12 protein-coding genes and 2 pseudogenes are annotated in these 16,413 nt (G+C 69.8%); 5 read left to right on the top strand and 9 right to left on the bottom strand.

What is annotated here, in order from left to right; all coding sequences use genetic code 11:
- The first annotated feature begins 651 nt into the window (after positions 1-651).
- The 4 genes and pseudogenes from ACIP4X_RS34540 to ACIP4X_RS34525 all read left to right on the top strand — a co-directional run.
- A complete protein-coding gene (locus ACIP4X_RS34540; RefSeq protein ID WP_358738344.1) occupies positions 652-1,350 on the top strand; it encodes a response regulator transcription factor in 699 nt (232 codons plus the stop codon).
- Positions 1,337-3,106: an ATP-binding protein gene (locus ACIP4X_RS34535; protein ID WP_391457799.1), complete on the top strand. Its 1,770-nt coding sequence runs from the start codon at positions 1,337-1,339 to the stop codon at positions 3,104-3,106. Before ACIP4X_RS34540 ends, ACIP4X_RS34535 begins: the two co-directional genes overlap by 14 nt.
- Positions 3,107-3,331: 225 nt before the next feature.
- A pseudogene (locus ACIP4X_RS34530) lies at positions 3,332-3,413 on the top strand (nitroreductase); the annotation flags it as partial.
- Positions 3,409-3,504: pseudogene (locus ACIP4X_RS34525) on the top strand (IS5/IS1182 family transposase); the annotation flags it as partial. The pseudogenes ACIP4X_RS34530 and ACIP4X_RS34525, both read left to right, overlap by 5 nt.
- Here the strand turns inward: ACIP4X_RS34525 and ACIP4X_RS34520 are convergent.
- Positions 3,470-3,952 (bottom strand): hypothetical protein, encoded by a 483-nt coding sequence (locus ACIP4X_RS34520; protein ID WP_401352277.1) that lies wholly within the window; start codon positions 3,950-3,952, stop codon positions 3,470-3,472. The pseudogene ACIP4X_RS34525 and the gene ACIP4X_RS34520 sit on opposite strands and share 35 nt — an antisense overlap.
- A gap of 647 nt (positions 3,953-4,599) precedes the next feature.
- On the opposite strand from ACIP4X_RS34520, the gene ACIP4X_RS34515 reads away from it, so the two are divergent.
- Entirely contained in the window at positions 4,600-6,732 is a 2,133-nt protein-coding gene (locus tag ACIP4X_RS34515) for a cellulose binding domain-containing protein (RefSeq protein ID WP_401352275.1), read from the top strand.
- Between the two features lie 338 nt (positions 6,733-7,070).
- Here the strand turns inward: ACIP4X_RS34515 and ACIP4X_RS34510 are convergent, their stop codons facing one another.
- The 8 genes from ACIP4X_RS34510 to ACIP4X_RS34475 all read right to left on the bottom strand — a co-directional run bounded on the left by ACIP4X_RS34510 (position 7,071) and on the right by ACIP4X_RS34475 (position 16,373).
- On the bottom strand, positions 7,071-7,586 hold the full coding sequence (locus ACIP4X_RS34510) for a hypothetical protein (RefSeq protein ID WP_401352272.1): 516 nt from the start codon (positions 7,584-7,586) through the stop codon (positions 7,071-7,073).
- A 747-nt stretch (positions 7,587-8,333) separates the two neighbouring features.
- Entirely contained in the window at positions 8,334-9,182 is an 849-nt protein-coding gene (locus tag ACIP4X_RS34505; protein WP_401352269.1) for a chitosanase, read from the bottom strand.
- 418 nt (positions 9,183-9,600) lie between these two features.
- Entirely contained in the window at positions 9,601-10,776 is a 1,176-nt protein-coding gene (locus ACIP4X_RS34500) for a VWA domain-containing protein (RefSeq protein WP_401352267.1), read from the bottom strand.
- The gene (locus tag ACIP4X_RS34495) at positions 10,769-11,677 is read right to left on the bottom strand and encodes an AAA family ATPase (protein WP_391457786.1); all 909 of its coding nucleotides are present in this window, start codon (positions 11,675-11,677) and stop codon (positions 10,769-10,771) included. The genes ACIP4X_RS34500 and ACIP4X_RS34495 overlap by 8 nt, the downstream gene beginning before the upstream one ends.
- Positions 11,670-12,599 carry an XdhC family protein gene (locus ACIP4X_RS34490; protein ID WP_401352264.1) on the bottom strand — a complete coding sequence of 310 codons (930 nt, stop codon included), beginning with the start codon at positions 12,597-12,599 and terminating at the stop codon, positions 11,670-11,672. Before ACIP4X_RS34490 ends, ACIP4X_RS34495 begins: the two co-directional genes overlap by 8 nt.
- A gap of 9 nt (positions 12,600-12,608) precedes the next feature.
- Positions 12,609-14,981 carry an aerobic carbon-monoxide dehydrogenase large subunit gene (locus ACIP4X_RS34485; RefSeq protein ID WP_401352262.1) on the bottom strand — a complete coding sequence of 791 codons (2,373 nt, stop codon included), beginning with the start codon at positions 14,979-14,981 and terminating at the stop codon, positions 12,609-12,611.
- A complete protein-coding gene (locus ACIP4X_RS34480) occupies positions 14,978-15,499 on the bottom strand; it encodes a (2Fe-2S)-binding protein (protein ID WP_401352259.1) in 522 nt (173 codons plus the stop codon). The genes ACIP4X_RS34485 and ACIP4X_RS34480 overlap by 4 nt, the downstream gene beginning before the upstream one ends.
- 1 nt (position 15,500) lies before the next feature.
- Complete coding sequence (locus ACIP4X_RS34475; protein ID WP_358730376.1) at positions 15,501-16,373, bottom strand: xanthine dehydrogenase family protein subunit M; 873 nt, start codon at positions 16,371-16,373, stop codon at positions 15,501-15,503.
- Positions 16,374-16,413 lie beyond the last annotated feature (40 nt).

Below are 16,413 nucleotides of genomic sequence, written 5' to 3'. Positions count from 1 at the left end.
GAGGCCCTCCTCGTATGCGCCGAGCACCCGACGACCACCCGATCGGGACGACCGTTCGATCACCAAGTCCCAGGAGCGGTACGACAACGGCTACTGAGTCCGTCGGGGCTCATCCGGCCCGGGACGGCGCGCCCGCCGGTGGAGAGCACGACGTCCCTGAGGGTTCCTCCCTGCACGGTGACACGACCGCTGTGCTGCACGGATGTGTGGCTCTGACCGTCCGTCACCGCCAGGACGATCTGAAAAGGGGGCCTCTTACCGGATTGTGTGCTGCCATGTGCTCCGGCGGCGCCGGAGCTGCCCCCTGCCCTGTCTTGGCCATCGGCGCCGCACCCGGCGAGAAGGAGTGTCAGAACAATCGGTATGGCGGCCGAGGTGGGCAGTCGCATGGGATGCACGGGATCTCCGGTCTGCGTCGAGCGGCAAGAATGAACAAGGATGAGCCCGGACGGCGGAAAGCCCTGCACAGATGTACGGACGACGCCGCGACCGACGAGAGCCGCATGTCACGCGTTCGTGCATCGACCACACCGCACTCACTCGCCATGGGGCACGGCCACAGGTTGGCAGGCGGTTTTCAGGAAGTTGTCAGGATGCGAGATACCACTCTTTGCATAGGATCCGCAGGTCAGCATGGTTAGAGTCATCGCCGTGTGCGCGCATATCCTGATTGCCGAAGACAATGAGCTGCAGTCCGCACTGATCCGACGACTACTGCTGTCGGAGGGTCATGAGGCGGTCGTGGTGCACGACGGCAGGGCCGCCGTCGACGAGGCGCTGAAACGTGTCCCGGATTTGATCGTCCTCGACGTGATGCTCCCCGAGATCGACGGAATCGGCGTCTGCCGCGCTGTGCGGCGCCATCACGACATTCCGGTGCTCATGCTCACCGCTCGTTCCACTGAGGAAGACGTCCTGGCCGGTCTGGACGTCGGCGCGGACGACTACATGACCAAGCCCTACAGCCCCCGGGAGCTCCTGGCCAGGATCCGCAGCGTGCTGCGCCGGACTCAGCGCCACACGGACGGGCGCGACCCGCTGCTCCGGGCCGGTGACATCACGGTCGACCCAGTACGGCACGAGGTCAGGTGCGCGGGCCGGATCGTGCTCTGCACCCCCGGCGAGTTCGAGATCCTGCTCGCCATGGCCGCCGAGCCCGGGCGCGTCTTCTCACGCCGCCAACTGCTGCAGCACTCCAGCGGCTTCGACCGTGCGTCCACCGCTCGGGCCGTGGACGTACACATCATGAACCTGAGGAAGAAGATCGAACCGAATCCCCGCAAACCAATACATCTGCAGACCGTATTCGGTGTAGGATACAAGCTCGTCGGCGGCCGTGGTGCTTCCTGAAGTTCCTCTCCACCGCAGCCTGCTCTTCCGGCTGCTGCTCACCTCAGTGGTCATCGCCGTATGCTCGGTGGCCGCCACCACCTGGCTCGCCGTGCAGACCACGACCAGGGCCGTGACCGAGGCCCGCGGCCACATCCTGTCCGAGGACACGGACATCCTCCGGCGCCTGAGCGGATTCGCCGCCACCCACCCCCGCTGGAACGGTGTCCAGGGCATCGTCACCGAACTGTCCCGCACCACAGGCCGCCGTATCTCCCTCACCACGACGAGCGGGGTCGTCATCGCGGACTCGGCCTCGCAGGACGTCCGCCCCTCGACCCAGGCGTCGGCCATCGTGGATCCGCTCCACGTGGATACCTATACATCGCCCGGGGCACAGCTCAGCGGAATCGATCCGCGTGCGGTGGGACCCTACCGGCTGTCCGACACCGACAGGGAACACCTGCGCACCCTCGCCGACGAACGCCTCGCCTGCCTGCGCAGCCAAGGAGTTGACGGTGCCATCGAAGAGGCTCCGAGCGGTCGCCTCAGTGTGACCAGCGCCGAGCAGACCCCCTGGGAGTGCGCCGACGGCAAGCTGAACACCCCCACACCAGGCGAACTGACGGCGCTGAACAAGCTGAACGACTTCTTCCAGTCGTGCCTGGGCAGCCACGACGCGTTCCTCTCGCTACCGGGGACCGAGCGGGACTCCTACATCCACAGCAAGCCCATCAACGAAAAGCACGGCGAGAAGGCGCGGAACTGCGCGGACGAGGCACGTCGCAGACAGCTCGGCCCCTACGTCGCGCCAGTCGCCGAGCTGTACCTCGGAGACGTCTCACGCAGCGACCCGCGCTTCGACCTCTCCACCGCCAACAAGGTCAAGATCATCGGCGTTACGGGGCTGGTCCTGGCTCTCACGATCGCCATCACCTCCGTGGTCGCCGTCCGGCTCGTACGCCCCCTTCGAGTCCTGGCGGCCGCCGCCCAACGCCCCGCCGACCAGCACATCCTGGTGCCCGTCACCACTCGGGACGAGACCGGATACCTCGCTGCCGCGTTCAACGAGTTCACCGCGCGCCGCGAGCTTTTGGAGGCGCAACGCAAGGCCATGGTCAGCGACATCGCCCACGAACTGAGGACGCCCCTCACCAATATCCGCGGGTGGCTGGAAATCACCCGGGACGGGATCGCGGAACCCGCCCCCGAGCTCATCGCGAGCCTCCACGAGGAAGCCCTCCTGCTGCAACGCGTCGTCGACGACCTCCAGGACCTCGCCGCAGCCGACGCCGGCACACTGAAGCTGCGCCGCGAACTCCTGTCGGCCCGCGAACTCCTCGCCCACGTCGCCGCGGCACACGGAGCACAGGCCGAGGCATCGGGCATCACCCTGCTCCATCAGGTGCCCGACGAGGTTCAACTGGAAGCAGACCCGGACCGGATACGCCAGATCGTGGGAAACCTGGTGTCCAACGCCCTCCGCCACACCTCCGCAGGGGGCACGATCACCCTCACCGCCGAACAGACCGACGACCACGTCCTTCTCACGGTACGTGACACCGGAAGCGGCATCGCTCCGGAGGATCTTCCGCACATTTTCGACCGATTCTGGCGGGCGGAGAAGTCACGCAGCCGACGAACGGGTGGAAGTGGCCTGGGGCTGGCCATCGTGCGGAACCTCGTCACCGCCCACGGCGGCACCGTCACGGCCACGAGTGATCCCGGCGTCGAGACGGTGTTCACGCTGCACCTGCCGAAGCCGCAGCGGGTGTAGCGGCACCAGGCGTAAGCGATGAAGCGTCTCCGGTCACCTGTCTGGCTTTGTCGCTGAGAACCGACAGCGCATGCAGGTGAGTTTCGACAGGCACTTCGTGATCGGTTGGCGGAGGAACGTCGGTCAGTTTTGGCAGCACCAAAGCCCCGCCCGACGTTTGGCCGGGTGCGGTGATCACCCTCGTGTCCGTCACTGCCTGCCATGGAATGAGAGGACGGAGAAGACGTGGATGTGTATGAAGCCGTGGACAGTCGTAGGGCTGTGCGGGCGTTCAGCGATGAGAGGGTGCCCAGGGAAGTTCTCGGATCCGCTACGAGATACGCGGCGACCTCCACCTCGGCCTGCTCCAACTCGCCTGCAGCATCATCTGCTTGAGACGACTCCGGACCTCATTCTGAAATGATCAGTAAAGGGGGCCAGCCAAGCCAGGAAGGTGTGGGCGGCCTGTTCGGGGTCATTGGGGCCGGCCCGGCACACCTCCACACCGGCCTGCGCGTGGGCTGCAACCACGGCCGAGCGGTCGGCAGCGGTGACCCAGAGCAGGACATCGAGGCCCTGGGTGTCCCAGGCGGTGCGGGCGTAGTCGGCGGCGTCCTGGGTCTTGCCCATCCCGGTCAGTACCTGGCACAGAATGGCGGTGTCGCCCCCGCCGACCGCGGCCCGCAGGCGCTCCACCTCGGTGCGCTGCTGGAAGAACTGCGCCTTGGATGGGATGACACCCACCTGGTGCGGCCACTCCCCCGGCTCCCGTGGGCCAAAATGCCGGTGCCGGTGGATTCCGCCGGTGACGACGCCGGCGGCCGAACTGCACTCGCCGGTGCGCTCGGCCAGCAGGGTCGGCACCACGCCCGTGGATGTGGAGGATGGCTTCTTCCGCGGGTCGAGCCCGACCCGTGCGGTCGAGAACCAGGGACACGGCGGCGGAGTCCATGACAGCTCCGTCAGGTCAGCGCGAGGGGCGGCGTCGGCGGGAACTGGACGGGTAGGCCGGTCAACGACCGGTGAAAAGCGCCCGGGGCGGTAGGTCAGTTGCTCAGCGAGAAGGGCCACCGCCATCTCGGGCAGGGCGTCGCGGATCTGTTCGATGGCGCCACCTGGGCGATCAGTGAGGCCAGGGGTTGTGCGGGGCGGAGATAGGGGCCACCGCCCCACGTCAGGTGCGCCCTGCAACACCCCTGCCTCGTGACCACACTGCGCCCGGGCTCCGACCGCCTCCCGCCTCGCCGTTGGGGAGCCAACCTCCCCTGTTCCATCCTCCAGCGCCTGTCCCGTCCATTGACAGAACGTCACACCAATCGCATCATGGGAGCGCTCCCATACGCGGGATTCGGCCGCCGCCCCGCCCGCGCACGAACACACCGCAACCACGCACCGTCCCCCGTGTCACCGACGCGGAACGTCCTGCCGCCGCGCCGGCACTCCGCCCGTCCGGCCGCACGGTCCGGCACCCGCTGCCCCCGCCCGTGCCATCGGACCCCCGAGGGAGGACCCACATGCCCTTACCGCAGAGATCCGGCCGGCCGGCCGGTACCGGCCCCCGCCACCTCGCACGCACCGCCGCCGCCCTGGCCGCCGCGCTCGCCCTGCTGTCCCCGCCGAGCGCCGCCGTCGTCGCGTCCGCCGTCGCGCAGGAGGCGCCCGCCGCGGACGTGGATGTCCGGGTCAACACGCAGGCGTCGCTGGGCCGCATGCCCGACACGGCACGCGGCGTCAATGCCGCGATCTGGGACTCGCACATGAACGATCCCGAGGTCGCCGGCCTGATGAAGGCGGCCGATGTCGGCGCGATGCGCTATCCCGGCGGTTCGTACGCGGACATCTACCACTGGAAGACACACACGGCACCCGGCGGATACGTCGCCCCCGGCACCGACTTCGACTCCTTCATGGGTACCGTCCGCGCCACCGGCGCCCAGCCGATACTGATCGCCAACTACGGTTCCGGCACACCCGAGGAGGCCGCCGGCTGGGTCCGGTACGCCAACGTCACCAAGGACTACGACGCGCAGTACTGGGAGATCGGCAACGAGATCTACGGCAACGGCCACTACGGCAACGGCTGGGAGCACGACGAGCACGAGGACAAGAGTCCCCGGGAGTACGCCCGTCAGGTCCGCGCCTACGCCAAGGCCATGAAGGCCGTCGACCCGACCATCAAGATCGGCGCGGTCCTCACCACCCCGGGCCAATGGCCGGACGGCGTCGTCGGCGAAGGCGATCCGGGCGACTGGAACCACACCGTGCTCTCCGAAGTCACCGACGTCATCGACTTCGTGAGCGTCCACTGGTACGCGGGCGGCTCCGACACCACCGCCGAGGACGCCATGACCAGGCTGACCAGCCTGCCCGGCGAACTGCGGGAGGTACGCAGCCAGATCAACCGGTACGCGGGCGCCGACTCACCGCGCCTCGGCATCGCCCTCACCGAAATCAACACCAACACCGGCGGCGCCAGGCTCACCGCCCGCCCCAACGGCCTTTTCGCCGCCGACGCGTTCATGACGGCTCTGGAGAACGGTGTCTTCACCGTCGACTGGTGGAACACCCACAACGGCCCGGACCAGATCACCACCGTCGACGGCGAGACCGATTACGGCGACATGGGAATGCTGTCCAGCGGTTCCTGCACCGGTGACGTCTGCGAGCCGGCAACGAACACACCGTTCCACCCGTACTACGGCATGAAGATGACCGGCGAAATGGGCACCGCGGGCGACACCCTGGTCGCCACCGCGTCCTCCGCACAGGACGTCTCCGCACACGCCGTGCACCGTCGCGACGGACGTCTGAGCGTCCTGCTCATCAACAAGGACCCGGACGCCCCCCGGACCGTGGGCCTTGAGTACACGGGCTTCACCCCGTCCGCCGCCGCCCCCGAGGTCCGCCGCTACGCGCGCGGCGACAGCGACATCACCCACGTCACCGACGGCGGGTCGTCCGCCTCCCGGGTCACCGTGCCGCCGCTCGGGATGCTCACCGTCACCCTCACCCCACAAGCCGGCACCGGGCCCGGTGCCTCTGATGCCGAGGCCCCGGGGACTCCGCGGCTGGAGGCGGTGACCGACACCACCGCGCGCCTGTCCTGGGAGAGTGCGCGGGGCTCCGCCCGCTATCTGGTCCAGGAACGCGACGGCGCCCACACCTGGCTGGTCGGCGAGACCACCGGCACGTCCGTGACCCTGCGGAACCTGCCCCCGGGCAGCACCCACACAGTCAACGTGCTGGCGGCCGACGCCTCGGGACGGCTCTCCGCCCCGTCCACTCCACTGACCTTCACCACCGGCACCCCGCCGGACGCCACCTGCGTGGTGACCTACCACCACGACACGGGCTGGGGCAACGGATTCGTGGCCACGGTCACCGTCCAGAACCTCTCGGACACCCCGATCACCGGCTGGACCGTGGACTGGGACTGGCCGACCGACCGTCAGTCGGTGACCTCCGGCTGGAACGCCACGTTCCACCAGACCGGCCGGCACGTACGGGTGACCGCTCCCGAGGATGCCGGGCCGCTGGCCCCGAACGGTGGGTCGACGGCCTCGTTCGGCTTCGTCGGCGCCAACGACGGGCCCAACCCGGAACCGACGGTCTTCCGCCTCAACGGCACCGTCTGCTCCAGCGGCTGACGCCCGGCCCGCCCGGGACCAGTGACAGGATGACCTGCTCCCGGGCGGGCCGGCCGACCCCCATCGTGGCCCAGGCCACTCAAAGGGGCCGGTACGGTGAGCTTCCGCCAACCTGCCGGCTGTTCATCGGTCGTGACCACGCTCTACAGAAGAGCACATGCTGGACGGGTTCACGACCATGATCCCCGCTCACCAGGAGCTTCGCGTACTTGTCTACCCGTCGTGCCGTCCGCTTCGCCAGTCATGCCGGGCCAGAAGGCCGGGAGCCCCGAGCCCGGGGCCACGAAGAAGGTAACGGGGCGGGTGGGTGAGTGATGCCGATACGGTTCGCAGCGCGGTCAGGCGGCGCTCTTCTTACGGCGGCGTCCGCTGCTGGCGAGGGCGTCGATGAGCTGCTCGCGGCTCATCTTCGACCGGCCGGGAACGTCCACTTCGGTCGCCCGCCGGTAGAGCTGGTCCTTGCTCAGCTCCTGCAGCTCACTCCTGCCGGCGCTGCCACGGCCGCGGGCCCGTGCCGAAGCCGCCCCGGCCTTCTTCGGCGGAGCCTTCCGCGCCGCCGTCTTCGCCGGCTTGCCTGTCGCAGCAGGCCTGCCGGTCTTGCCCGGCGCGGCCTTTTTCTTCTGCTCCTCCGGTCGCGCCTGGCCGCAGCGGCTGGAGCCGGCGGCCTGGAGGCTGTCCTCGAGGGCCTTCATCAGGTCGACGACGTTCGTCGCCTCCGGCGGCTCCTGCGCTGTGGCGATCTCCTGGCCCTCGGCCTTGGCCTTGACCAGCTCGCGCACCTTCTCCTGATACGTGTCCTGGTAGCGGGCCGGGTCCCAGTCGGCGCTGAGGGTGCCGACCAGCTGCAGAGCCATCTCCAGCTGCTTGCCGCGCTCCGCCCGGCTGGAGGGCAGCTCGGGCAGTTCCTGGCCAGGGTCGCGGACCTCGTCCGCCTCGCAGCCGACGCCCCCCGTTACCTTTTTCGTGGCTCCGCAATGGGGCCTCCGGCCTTCGGGTCCGTTATGACTTCCCCCTCCTGTTGTTGATGATCCGGGGGGGTGGTGTCACCGGGTCCGGAGGCATCGACGGACCGCTGATGAGGGGCTTGAGCACCGGCTTCACGCGAGCCGAAAGAGCTCTCCGTAACGTGGATGTGGCAGTTCGGTGCCGAGGTAAGGCCGGGCGAAAGCGTGATGGAGGGGCCTGCACGTGATCGACACCGGCTTCATGACGTCTTCCTCGGCCTGGACGTCGGCAAGGGCGAACACCACACCACTGCCGTGACACCCTCCCGAGCAAGCCCGGACAGCAAAAACGGCCAAACCCGTGATCCCAACTCGGCACACTCCCTAGTCGAGATACCGCAGGCCAGAGGTCCTCAGGCAGCCGACGTAGGCCTCATCCGTTGCCGGTCGTGACAGGCGTGCGCAGGGTGTCCCTGGCGCCCCGGTGGCCCAGCCCCGCCGTGGCGGAGGCCGAAGACAGCCGGTCGGCCACTCTGGGTTCTCTGACGGACGCCGTCGCCGCCGTGGTGGCGGACGGCGACGGCGTCGAGGTCAGGCACGGTCCCCGGTCGGATTCAGGCCGTCGAGCATGCCGCTGCTCGCGTGGGGGCTGACTGGTCAGCCGATGTGGTAGCTGTCCCCGTACACCTTCCAGTCCAGCGGCGGGTTGAGGTTCAAGTTGCCCTTGCGCAGGAAGACCCGCTGTTCGGTGTCGACCCGGCTGGTGTCGCTGTGGGCCTCCTCCTGCTTCATGGCCCAGACCCGCGCGTCGAGGAAGGCGTTCAGGTACGCCACCTCGTCGCCGCCCTGCGCCGGCGGCTTCGCCGTGCGCAGGGCGCGCTTGCGGATGTTGCGGAAGCTCGTGGGGTCGCTGCCGTCACCGTGCATGACGATGGCGTCGTAGTACGTGAACTGCCCCAGAACTCCGAGGCCGTCGGCCTTGCCCTGTTGGACGGCCGGGTTGAAGGACACCCGGTCGCGTTCGTCGTTCTGGGCCTGTTGGAAGGCCGTGTCCTGTGCCGCCTTGCGCCAGTCACCGGGGAAGTTCGGATCGAGTCCGGCATGCGAGTCGGTGCCGTTCACCCGGCGCAGGGCCGGCAGGTACTTGGCGAGGACGTTGCCGGGCTTGCGGTCGGTGTAGAGCTGCACGAGGTCGAGCATGTCGCCGGTGCCGGAACAGAATCCGATGATGCCGGCGGTGTAGCCGCGGCCGTCGCGGATGTCCTCGATGTACTTGTACTGGGCCTTCCAGTCGAGGGAGGAGTTCTCGGCACTCGACACCAGCTTCATGGCGATCTCCTTCTTCGCCGGGTCGTCGAGTCCGATCGCCTCGGCGGACACCGGGGACGCCGCGACGCCCGGGGCATTCAGGAACGGGACTGCCACCAAGGACGCGCCGATCAGGGCGAGGAGCGAACGGCGCGAGGTGGGGAAGCGGTCTGCGGCGTCGTGGGCTGAGTGGACCACGGGGCCTCCAAATGAGTGTGGGGGGTGGCCAGTTGGAGTCACTGATAGGAAGGTTTACTATCAGATGATCCAAGAGGTGAGTACCCGTCAGGTAAGAAGTTCGTAGGGATGAACAAGCCGCTCATTCCACCGGCCACACCCACATGCCCCACCCGCACCGCTGCGCCGCAGGAGTCACACGCGCGCCACCTGCCGCTTCGCCTTCGACCGCAGTGCTTCGACCCGCGCCGACACCACGTCCATGCCGAATGCTGCGGCCGTCTGCTGACAGGTCAGCGGCTCGGTACCCCGGGCGGCCCCCTCACGAACGGTCGGGGTCAGCGTCCGCAACGGCCCGCAAAGACCCTCGTGACGATCGCCCGCAGAGGTGCTCGGCTCTCCGACCGCCAGGCCGGGCAACGGCACGGGACGGGCCGGGTCATCGGTGGCGGCGCCGGGCGTGCAGTGCGGCGGTGAATTCGTTCAGGGCCGCGAGATTGTGGGCGCTGACAACGGCGTCGCAGTAGGGCAGTGCCGCGGCCATGCCGGCCACGAGCGGACGGTAACGCGGGCTTGCCGTGCGCGGGTTGACCCATACGACGCGGTAGGCGACCCGGGACAGCCGCGCCATGTGAGTGGCGAGGTCGGCGGGCGCGCCGGTGTCCCAGCCGTCGGAGATGAGGGCGACCACGGCACCGTGCGCCATGCCGCGTCGGCCGAACCGCTCGTTGAACTCCGCCAGACAGTCCGCTATCCGGGTACCCCCGGACCAGTCCGGAGCCGCCCGTCCGGCCCGTGCCAGGGCATCGTCCGGTCCGCCCCGCCGCAGGACGGGCGTCAGGCGGGTGAGCCGGGTGGCGAAGGTGAAGACCTCGGCATGGGTGGCGCGGGCGGCGCAGTAGAGCAGTTGGAGCATCGCGCGGGCATAGGGCTCCATCGATCCGGAGATGTCGCAGAGCACGATGAGGTCGCGGGGGCGGGCGCGGACCGCGAAGCGGTGCAGCCGCAGCGGGTATCCGCCGGTGCGCCGGCCGGCGGAGAGGGTGCGGCGCACGTCGATGCGTGCGCCGTGGTGCGCTGTGCGGCGCCGGCGGGACGGCCGGGTCGGAGTGCGCAGCACGAGGGTGCGCATCACCTCGGCAAGCCGTGCCAGTTCCTCGGCGGACAGGTCCGCGAAGTCGCGGTCCGCGAGACGGTCGAGCGGACTGGCGGCAAGGGGCACGGGAGCCGTCCGCGGCTGTGCGCCGGCATCCCGGCCCCGACCGTCCGCGGTGCCTTTCCGGTCGGCGGGGGCGTGGCCGGGAACGGTGTTCGGGAGCGATCGGGGCGGGTCGCCGGGTTGGCCGCGCTGTGCACCGTGGTCGGCCGGGTCGCCGAAGACCTCGTCGAAGACCTCGTCGAACAGGTCGATCTGCTCGGGGTCGGACACCAGGGTGGCGAGCGCGCAGTGCCGCAGTTCGCGCGTCGTCGACGGTGCCAGCACGGTGAGCGCCCGAGCGAAGCTCCGGGTACGGTCGGGGCCCACCGCGACCCCCGCGTCGTGCAGGGCGACGGTGAACGAGGCGGCCAGCTCCGGCAGATCAGGAAGGCCAGACAGGCCAGGCAGGTCAGACATCGGTGCGGGCCTCCGCGTCGACCAGTTCCGCCAGTCCGGCCCGGCGTACGGCCTCCAGGTCCTCCGCGTATTTGAGAACCGCCCCCAGGGTGCGGTCGGCGGCGTCGGCGTCGAGGACGGAGAAGCCCAGCGTGTGCAGCGCGCCCGCCCAGTCGATCGCCTCGGCGATGCCGGGCGGCTTGGTGAGTTCCTGGCGGGCACGCAGGCGCGCCACCCCGCGCGCCACGCGCTCGGCCAGCCACCCGGCCGACTCCGGTACCCGTCTGCGGATGATCGCGGCGACTCGTGCGGTGTCCGGGTAGTCGATCCAGTGGTAGAGGCAGCGGCGTTTGAGCGCGTCGTGCAGATCCCGGGTGCGGTTGGAGGTCAGTACCGCCACCGGCGGCACCACCGCCGTCCGGGTGCCGAGTTCGGGGACGGTGACCGCGGCATCCGCGAGCAGTTCCAGCAGGAACGCCTCGAACTCGTCGTCGGCGCGGTCCACCTCGTCGATGAGCAGCACCGCCGGCCGCGGTCCCGGATGGCGGATCGCGGCGAGCAGCGGCCGTGGCAGCAGGTAGTCCTCGGTGAACAGATCGGCGTCCCGCAACGGCTCCCCGCGGGACTCGGCCAGCCGGATGGCCAGGAGTTGCCGGGGGTAGTTCCACTCGTAGAGGGCCTCGGCCGCGGACAGTCCCTCGTAGCACTGCAGCCGGATCAGCGGGGTGTCGAGCACGGCGGCGAGCGCTCGGGCCGCCTCGGTCTTGCCGACGCCGGGCTCGCCCTCCAGCAGGATCGGCTGCCGCATCCGCACGGCCAGCAGCAGCGCCGTGGCCAGGGCGTCGTCGGCCAGGTAGCCGGCTGCGTCGAGACGCGAGCGCAGGGCGGGGACATCGGGTACGAGGGGGTCGAGGTCAGGCATGCGCGTAACGGGAGGGGTCGTCGGCGAAGGCGTGCCGGCACCCCGGCCCGCAGAAGTACACCCTGCTGCCGGCCCGGTCCAGCGAGAGGGTGTCCGGCGTGACCGCCACGGTCATGCCGCACACGGGATCCACGTCCCCGGTCACGGTCTGCGGCGCGGCGGCTGATCCGGCTCCGGGGCACGCGGCCCGGGCCGCCCGCGGCCGCAGAGCGATGATCTCGGCGTACACCGACAGTGCGACCTCCGCCGGGGTCCGCGCGCCGATGTCCAGCCCGGCCGGGGTGTGAATACGCGCGCGTTGTTCCTCGGTGAGCTCCAGTGCGGTGAGTACCGCCGCGCCGCGCTTCGGGCTGGCCACGAGCCCGATGCACGGGACCCCGGCGCGTGCGGCCTCGGTCAGTACGGTCTCCTCGTCGCGGCCGTGCGTGGCGATGACGACGACGTCCAGGTCGGGCGGCAGCGGCTCCCCGCGCGAGGCCGGGCGGGCGTCGAGGCCGAGCACACGACCGACGTCGAGCAGAGCGCGGGCGATGGGGGCGTGTCCGTAGACGTACGCCAGCGCCGGAGGGAGGTTGGCCTCCAGGAAGATGTCGAGCGTCCCGCCCGACAGGCAGGGATTGGCCACCGTGGCCAGGCCTTCGACAGGCTCCCGCGGGCCCTCGGTGCCGGTGTCCGCGCCGGGCGTGATTCTCAGCAGCAGCGACTCGCCTGTCTGCAGCACGCGCAGGCCCTGCAGTTGCACCGTCGTCTCGGCGCAGCTGCCGCCCACGAAGCCCTCGACGGTGCCGTCGGGCAGCACCAGTGCACTGTCCCCGGGCTTGGCGCTCGTGGGCCGCTCCGCGTGGACGACGGTGGCCAGGACGAACGGGGTACGGCCGTGCCGGAGCGCGGCCGCGCGGGTCAGCAGTTCGGTGTTCGTCATCACGGGGCCTCAGGTGATGGCCATGTCGGTACGCAGCGGCCGGCCCTGGGCCGCCCGCCACACCGCGGCGGGCGTCAGCGGCATGTCGACATGACGTACGCCGAGCGGCTTCAGGGCGTCGACCACGGCGTTGACCACCGCGGCAGGCGATCCCACCGTGGCGGACTCACCGACGCCCTTGGCTCCCAGCGGGTGGTGCGGAGAGGGGGTGACGGTCTCACCGAGCTCCCACGAGGGGCATTCGACCGAAGTGGGCAGGAGATAGTCCATGAACGACCCGCCAAGGCAGTTGCCGTCCTCGTCGAAGGCGATCACCTGCATGAGCGCCATACCGAGGCCGTCGGCGAGTCCGCCGTGCACCTGACCCTCGACGATCATGGGGTTGATCCGATTGCCGCAGTCGTCCACGGCGATGAACCGGCGCACCTTCACCCGGCCGGTGCCCGCGTCCACGTCGGCGACACATATGTACGCACCGAACGGGAAGGTCAGGTTCGGCGGATTGTAGACACAGGTGGCGTCCAGTTGGCCCTCGACACCGTCGGGGAGTTCCAGGTTGGAGTGCGCGGCGAGCGCGATCTCGGACATGGTCCGTCCCTGGTCGGGGTCGCCCGTGACATACCAGCGGCCCTTCTCCCATTCCAGGTCGTCCGGGCTCACTTCGAGCATCGCGGAGGCGACGAGCTTCGCACGTTCACGCACCTTGCGGGCGACGATCGCGGCCGCGGCTCCGGAGACCGGCGTCGAGCGGGATCCGTAGGTGCCGAGCCCGAACGGGGTCTGGTCGGTGTCGCCGTGCACCACCTCGACGTCCTCGGGCGGGATACCCAGTTCCTCGGCGACGATCTGCGCGAACGTCGTCTCGTGGCCCTGCCCCTGAGTCTGCACGGAAATACGCAGAACAGCCTTACCCGTCGGGTGGACCCGCAGCTCGGCACCGTCGGCCATGCCCAGTCCCAGGATGTCCATGTGCTTGCGCGGCCCCGCGCCGACAGCCTCGGTGAAGAAGCTGACCCCGATGCCCATCAGTTCGCCGCGCCGGCGTTTCTCGGCCTGCTCCCGGCGCAGGTCCTCGTAGTGCGCGATGTCCATGGCCAGCCGCAGGGCGCGCGGGTAGTCGCCGGAGTCGTACTCCCACCCCGTCCGCGTCCTGTACGGAAACTGCCCGGGCCGCAGCAGGTTGCGCATCCGCAGCTCGGCCGGGTCCGTGCCGAGCCTGTCCGCGAGCACGTCGACCATCCGCTCGACCAGGTACACGGCCTCGGTGACGCGGAACGAGCAGGCGTAGGCGACGCCGCCGGGGGCCTTGTTCGTGTAGACGCCGGTCACGGCGCAGTGCGCGGCGGCCAGGTCGTACGAGCCGGTGAAGACGCCGAAGAAGCCGGCCGGGAACTGCGTCGGCTGCGCGGTGGCGTTGAACGCGCCGTGATCGGCGATGACGCGGACCCGCAGGCCCAGCATCTTCCCGTCTTCCGTCGCCGCGATCTCGCCGTGCATGTGGTAGTCACGCGCGAAGGAGGTGCTCATGAGGTTCTCCGAGCGGTCCTCCACCCACTTCACCGGCTTCCCGGTGACGATCGAGCCGACGACCGCGCACACGTAACCGGGATAGATACCGACCTTGTTGCCGAAGCCGCCCCCGATGTCCGGGGAGATGATCCGGATCTTGTGCTCCGGGATGCCGGCCACCATCGCGTAGATCGTGCGGTGGGCGTGCGGGGCCTGGGTGGTGGACCACACCGTCAGCTTCCCGGTGATGGCGTCCATGTCCGCCACGGTGCCGCAGGTCTCCAGCGGCGCCGGGTGCACCCGCGGATAGAGCATGTCCTGCTCCACCACGACGTCGGCGGCCGCGAAGACCTCGTCGGTTCGCTCCTTGTCCCCCGCCGACCAGTCGAAGATGTGGTTGTCGGTCTGCTGGTCCTTGTCGTCGCGGATCACCGGCGCGTCCGGGTCGAGCGCCCGGCGGGCATCGACGACCACGGGGAGCGGTTCGTACTCCACGTCGATCAGCTCGAGGGCGTCCCGGGCGGCGTAGCGGTCCTCGGCGACGACGAAGGCGACCTCCTGGCCCTGGAAGCGCACCTTGTCGGTGGCGAGCACGGCCTGCGTGTCGTACGAGAGCGTGGGCATCCAGGCCAGCCCGAGACCGGCCAGGGTCTGTCCGGTGATCACGGCCTTGACCTTCGGGTGCGCCTCGGCCGCGCTGGTGTCGACGGACACGATCCGGGCGTGGGCCAGCGGGCTGCGCAGGATCGCGCCGTGCAGCATCCCGGGCAGCCGTACGTCGTCGACGTAGGTCCCGTGGCCGCGGACGAACCGCGCGTCCTCCTTGCGGGGCATCCGTCCGAAACCGACCGGCCGTTCCTCGGTGGTCGTCATGCCCGCACCTCCTCGCGGCCGGGCGCCGGCTCGGTGTCCGCGTCCGCGGTCCGCGCCCCAGCTTCGTGCTCGGCGGCCCAGCGGATGGAACGCACGATGTTCTCGTAACCGGTGCAGCGGCACATCTGACCGGAGATGGCCTCCCGGATGTCCTCCTCGGACGGATCCGCGTCGTGGTCGAGCAGCCAGCGGGCCGTCATCATCATCCCCGGCGTGCAGAAGCCGCACTGCAGCCCGTGGCAGGCGATGAATCCCTGTTGCACCGGGTCGAGTTCGCTCCCGTGCGCCAGTCCCTCCACGCTCCGCACCACATGGCCGTCGGCCATCACCGCGAGCACGGTGCAGGACTTGACAGGCGTCCCGTCCAGCCAGACGGTGCACACCCCGCAGTTGGAGGTGTCACAGCCCCAGTGGGTGCCGGTGAGTCCGAGTTCGTCACGCAGGAAGTGCACGAGCAGCAGCCTGGGCTCCACGTCCCTCGTGTGCTGTTCGCCGTTCACGGTCACGGTGATCCGCATGTCACGCCTCCTGCCCCTGGGCACGTGCGGCGGCGACGCGCAGCGCCCGCGTGGTGAGCTCCCCGGCCAGATGCCGCTTGTAGTCGACCGGGCCGCGCTGGTCGGCCGTCGGCCTGCACTCCCGCGCGGCGATCCGGCCTGCCTCCTCGAAGCTCTCGTCGTCCGGCCGCCGGCCGCGCAGGAAGTCCTCGGCCTGCTCGGACACGAACCGTGGGGCACCCACCGCGGTCAGCCCGATCCCGGCCTCGGTGACGACCCCGTCGGAGATCTCCAGCACCGCTCCCGCGGCGACGACCGCCCAGTCGCCGACCCGGCGCTCGACCTTGTGGTAGGCGCTGGCGTGCGAACGGATGGGCACGCGGATCTCCACCAGAAGCTCCGCTTCGTGCAGCGCGGTCTCGTACGGACCGAGGAAGAACTCCCTGATCCCGATGGTGCGCCTGCCGTCGGGGCCCTGAGCGACCAAGGTCGCCCGCAGTGCCGAGAACGCCGCGGACAGGTCCTCCGACGGATCGGCCTGGCACAGCGAGCCGCCCACGGTGCCGCGGTTGCGTACGAGCGGATCGGCGATGACCCGTTCCGCGTCCCGCAGGATGGGGAAGTGCTCGCCGACGACCGGCGACGCGAGCAGCTCCGCGTGGCGGACCATCGCCCCGACGGCCAGATCGTGCCCGTCCACCCGGATCAGCGCCAGCTCGCCGAGGCCGTTGATGTCGATCAGAGCTTCGGGCTGAGCCAGCCGCAGCTTCATCATCGGCAGCAGGCTGTGTCCGCCCGCCACCACCCGGGACTCGGGGCCGTAGCGTGTGAGCAGCTCGATCGCGTGCTCGACGCTGGTGGCCGATTCGTACTGGAAGGCAGCTGGAACCTGCATCGGGCCCTCCTGAAACGCTGTGCCCCTTCAGGCTGCGCTC

Source organism: Streptomyces sp. NPDC088817 (assembly GCF_044750345.1).
Lineage (GTDB): Bacteria > Actinomycetota > Actinomycetes > Streptomycetales > Streptomycetaceae > Streptomyces.
The sequence above is the reverse complement of the archived record's forward strand: the minus strand, read 5'-3'. Positions and strand labels throughout refer to the sequence as shown.

Excerpts from the sequence above, each read along its gene's own strand:
- ACIP4X_RS34510 (WP_401352272.1), bottom strand. The coding sequence starts at position 7,586 with ATGGCTCTGCAGCTGGTCGGCACCCTCAGCGCCGACTGGGACCCGGCC.
- ACIP4X_RS34515 (WP_401352275.1), top strand. The coding sequence starts at position 4,600 with ATGCCCTTACCGCAGAGATCCGGCCGGCCGGCCGGTACCGGCCCCCGC.
- ACIP4X_RS34485 (WP_401352262.1), bottom strand. The coding sequence starts at position 14,981 with ATGACGACCACCGAGGAACGGCCGGTCGGTTTCGGACGGATGCCCCGC.
- ACIP4X_RS34500 (WP_401352267.1), bottom strand. The coding sequence starts at position 10,776 with ATGTCTGACCTGCCTGGCCTGTCTGGCCTTCCTGATCTGCCGGAGCTG.
- ACIP4X_RS34490 (WP_401352264.1), bottom strand. The coding sequence starts at position 12,599 with ATGACGAACACCGAACTGCTGACCCGCGCGGCCGCGCTCCGGCACGGC.
- ACIP4X_RS34480 (WP_401352259.1), bottom strand. The coding sequence starts at position 15,499 with ATGCGGATCACCGTGACCGTGAACGGCGAACAGCACACGAGGGACGTG.
- ACIP4X_RS34495 (WP_391457786.1), bottom strand. The coding sequence starts at position 11,677 with ATGCCTGACCTCGACCCCCTCGTACCCGATGTCCCCGCCCTGCGCTCG.
- ACIP4X_RS34475 (WP_358730376.1), bottom strand. The coding sequence starts at position 16,373 with ATGCAGGTTCCAGCTGCCTTCCAGTACGAATCGGCCACCAGCGTCGAG.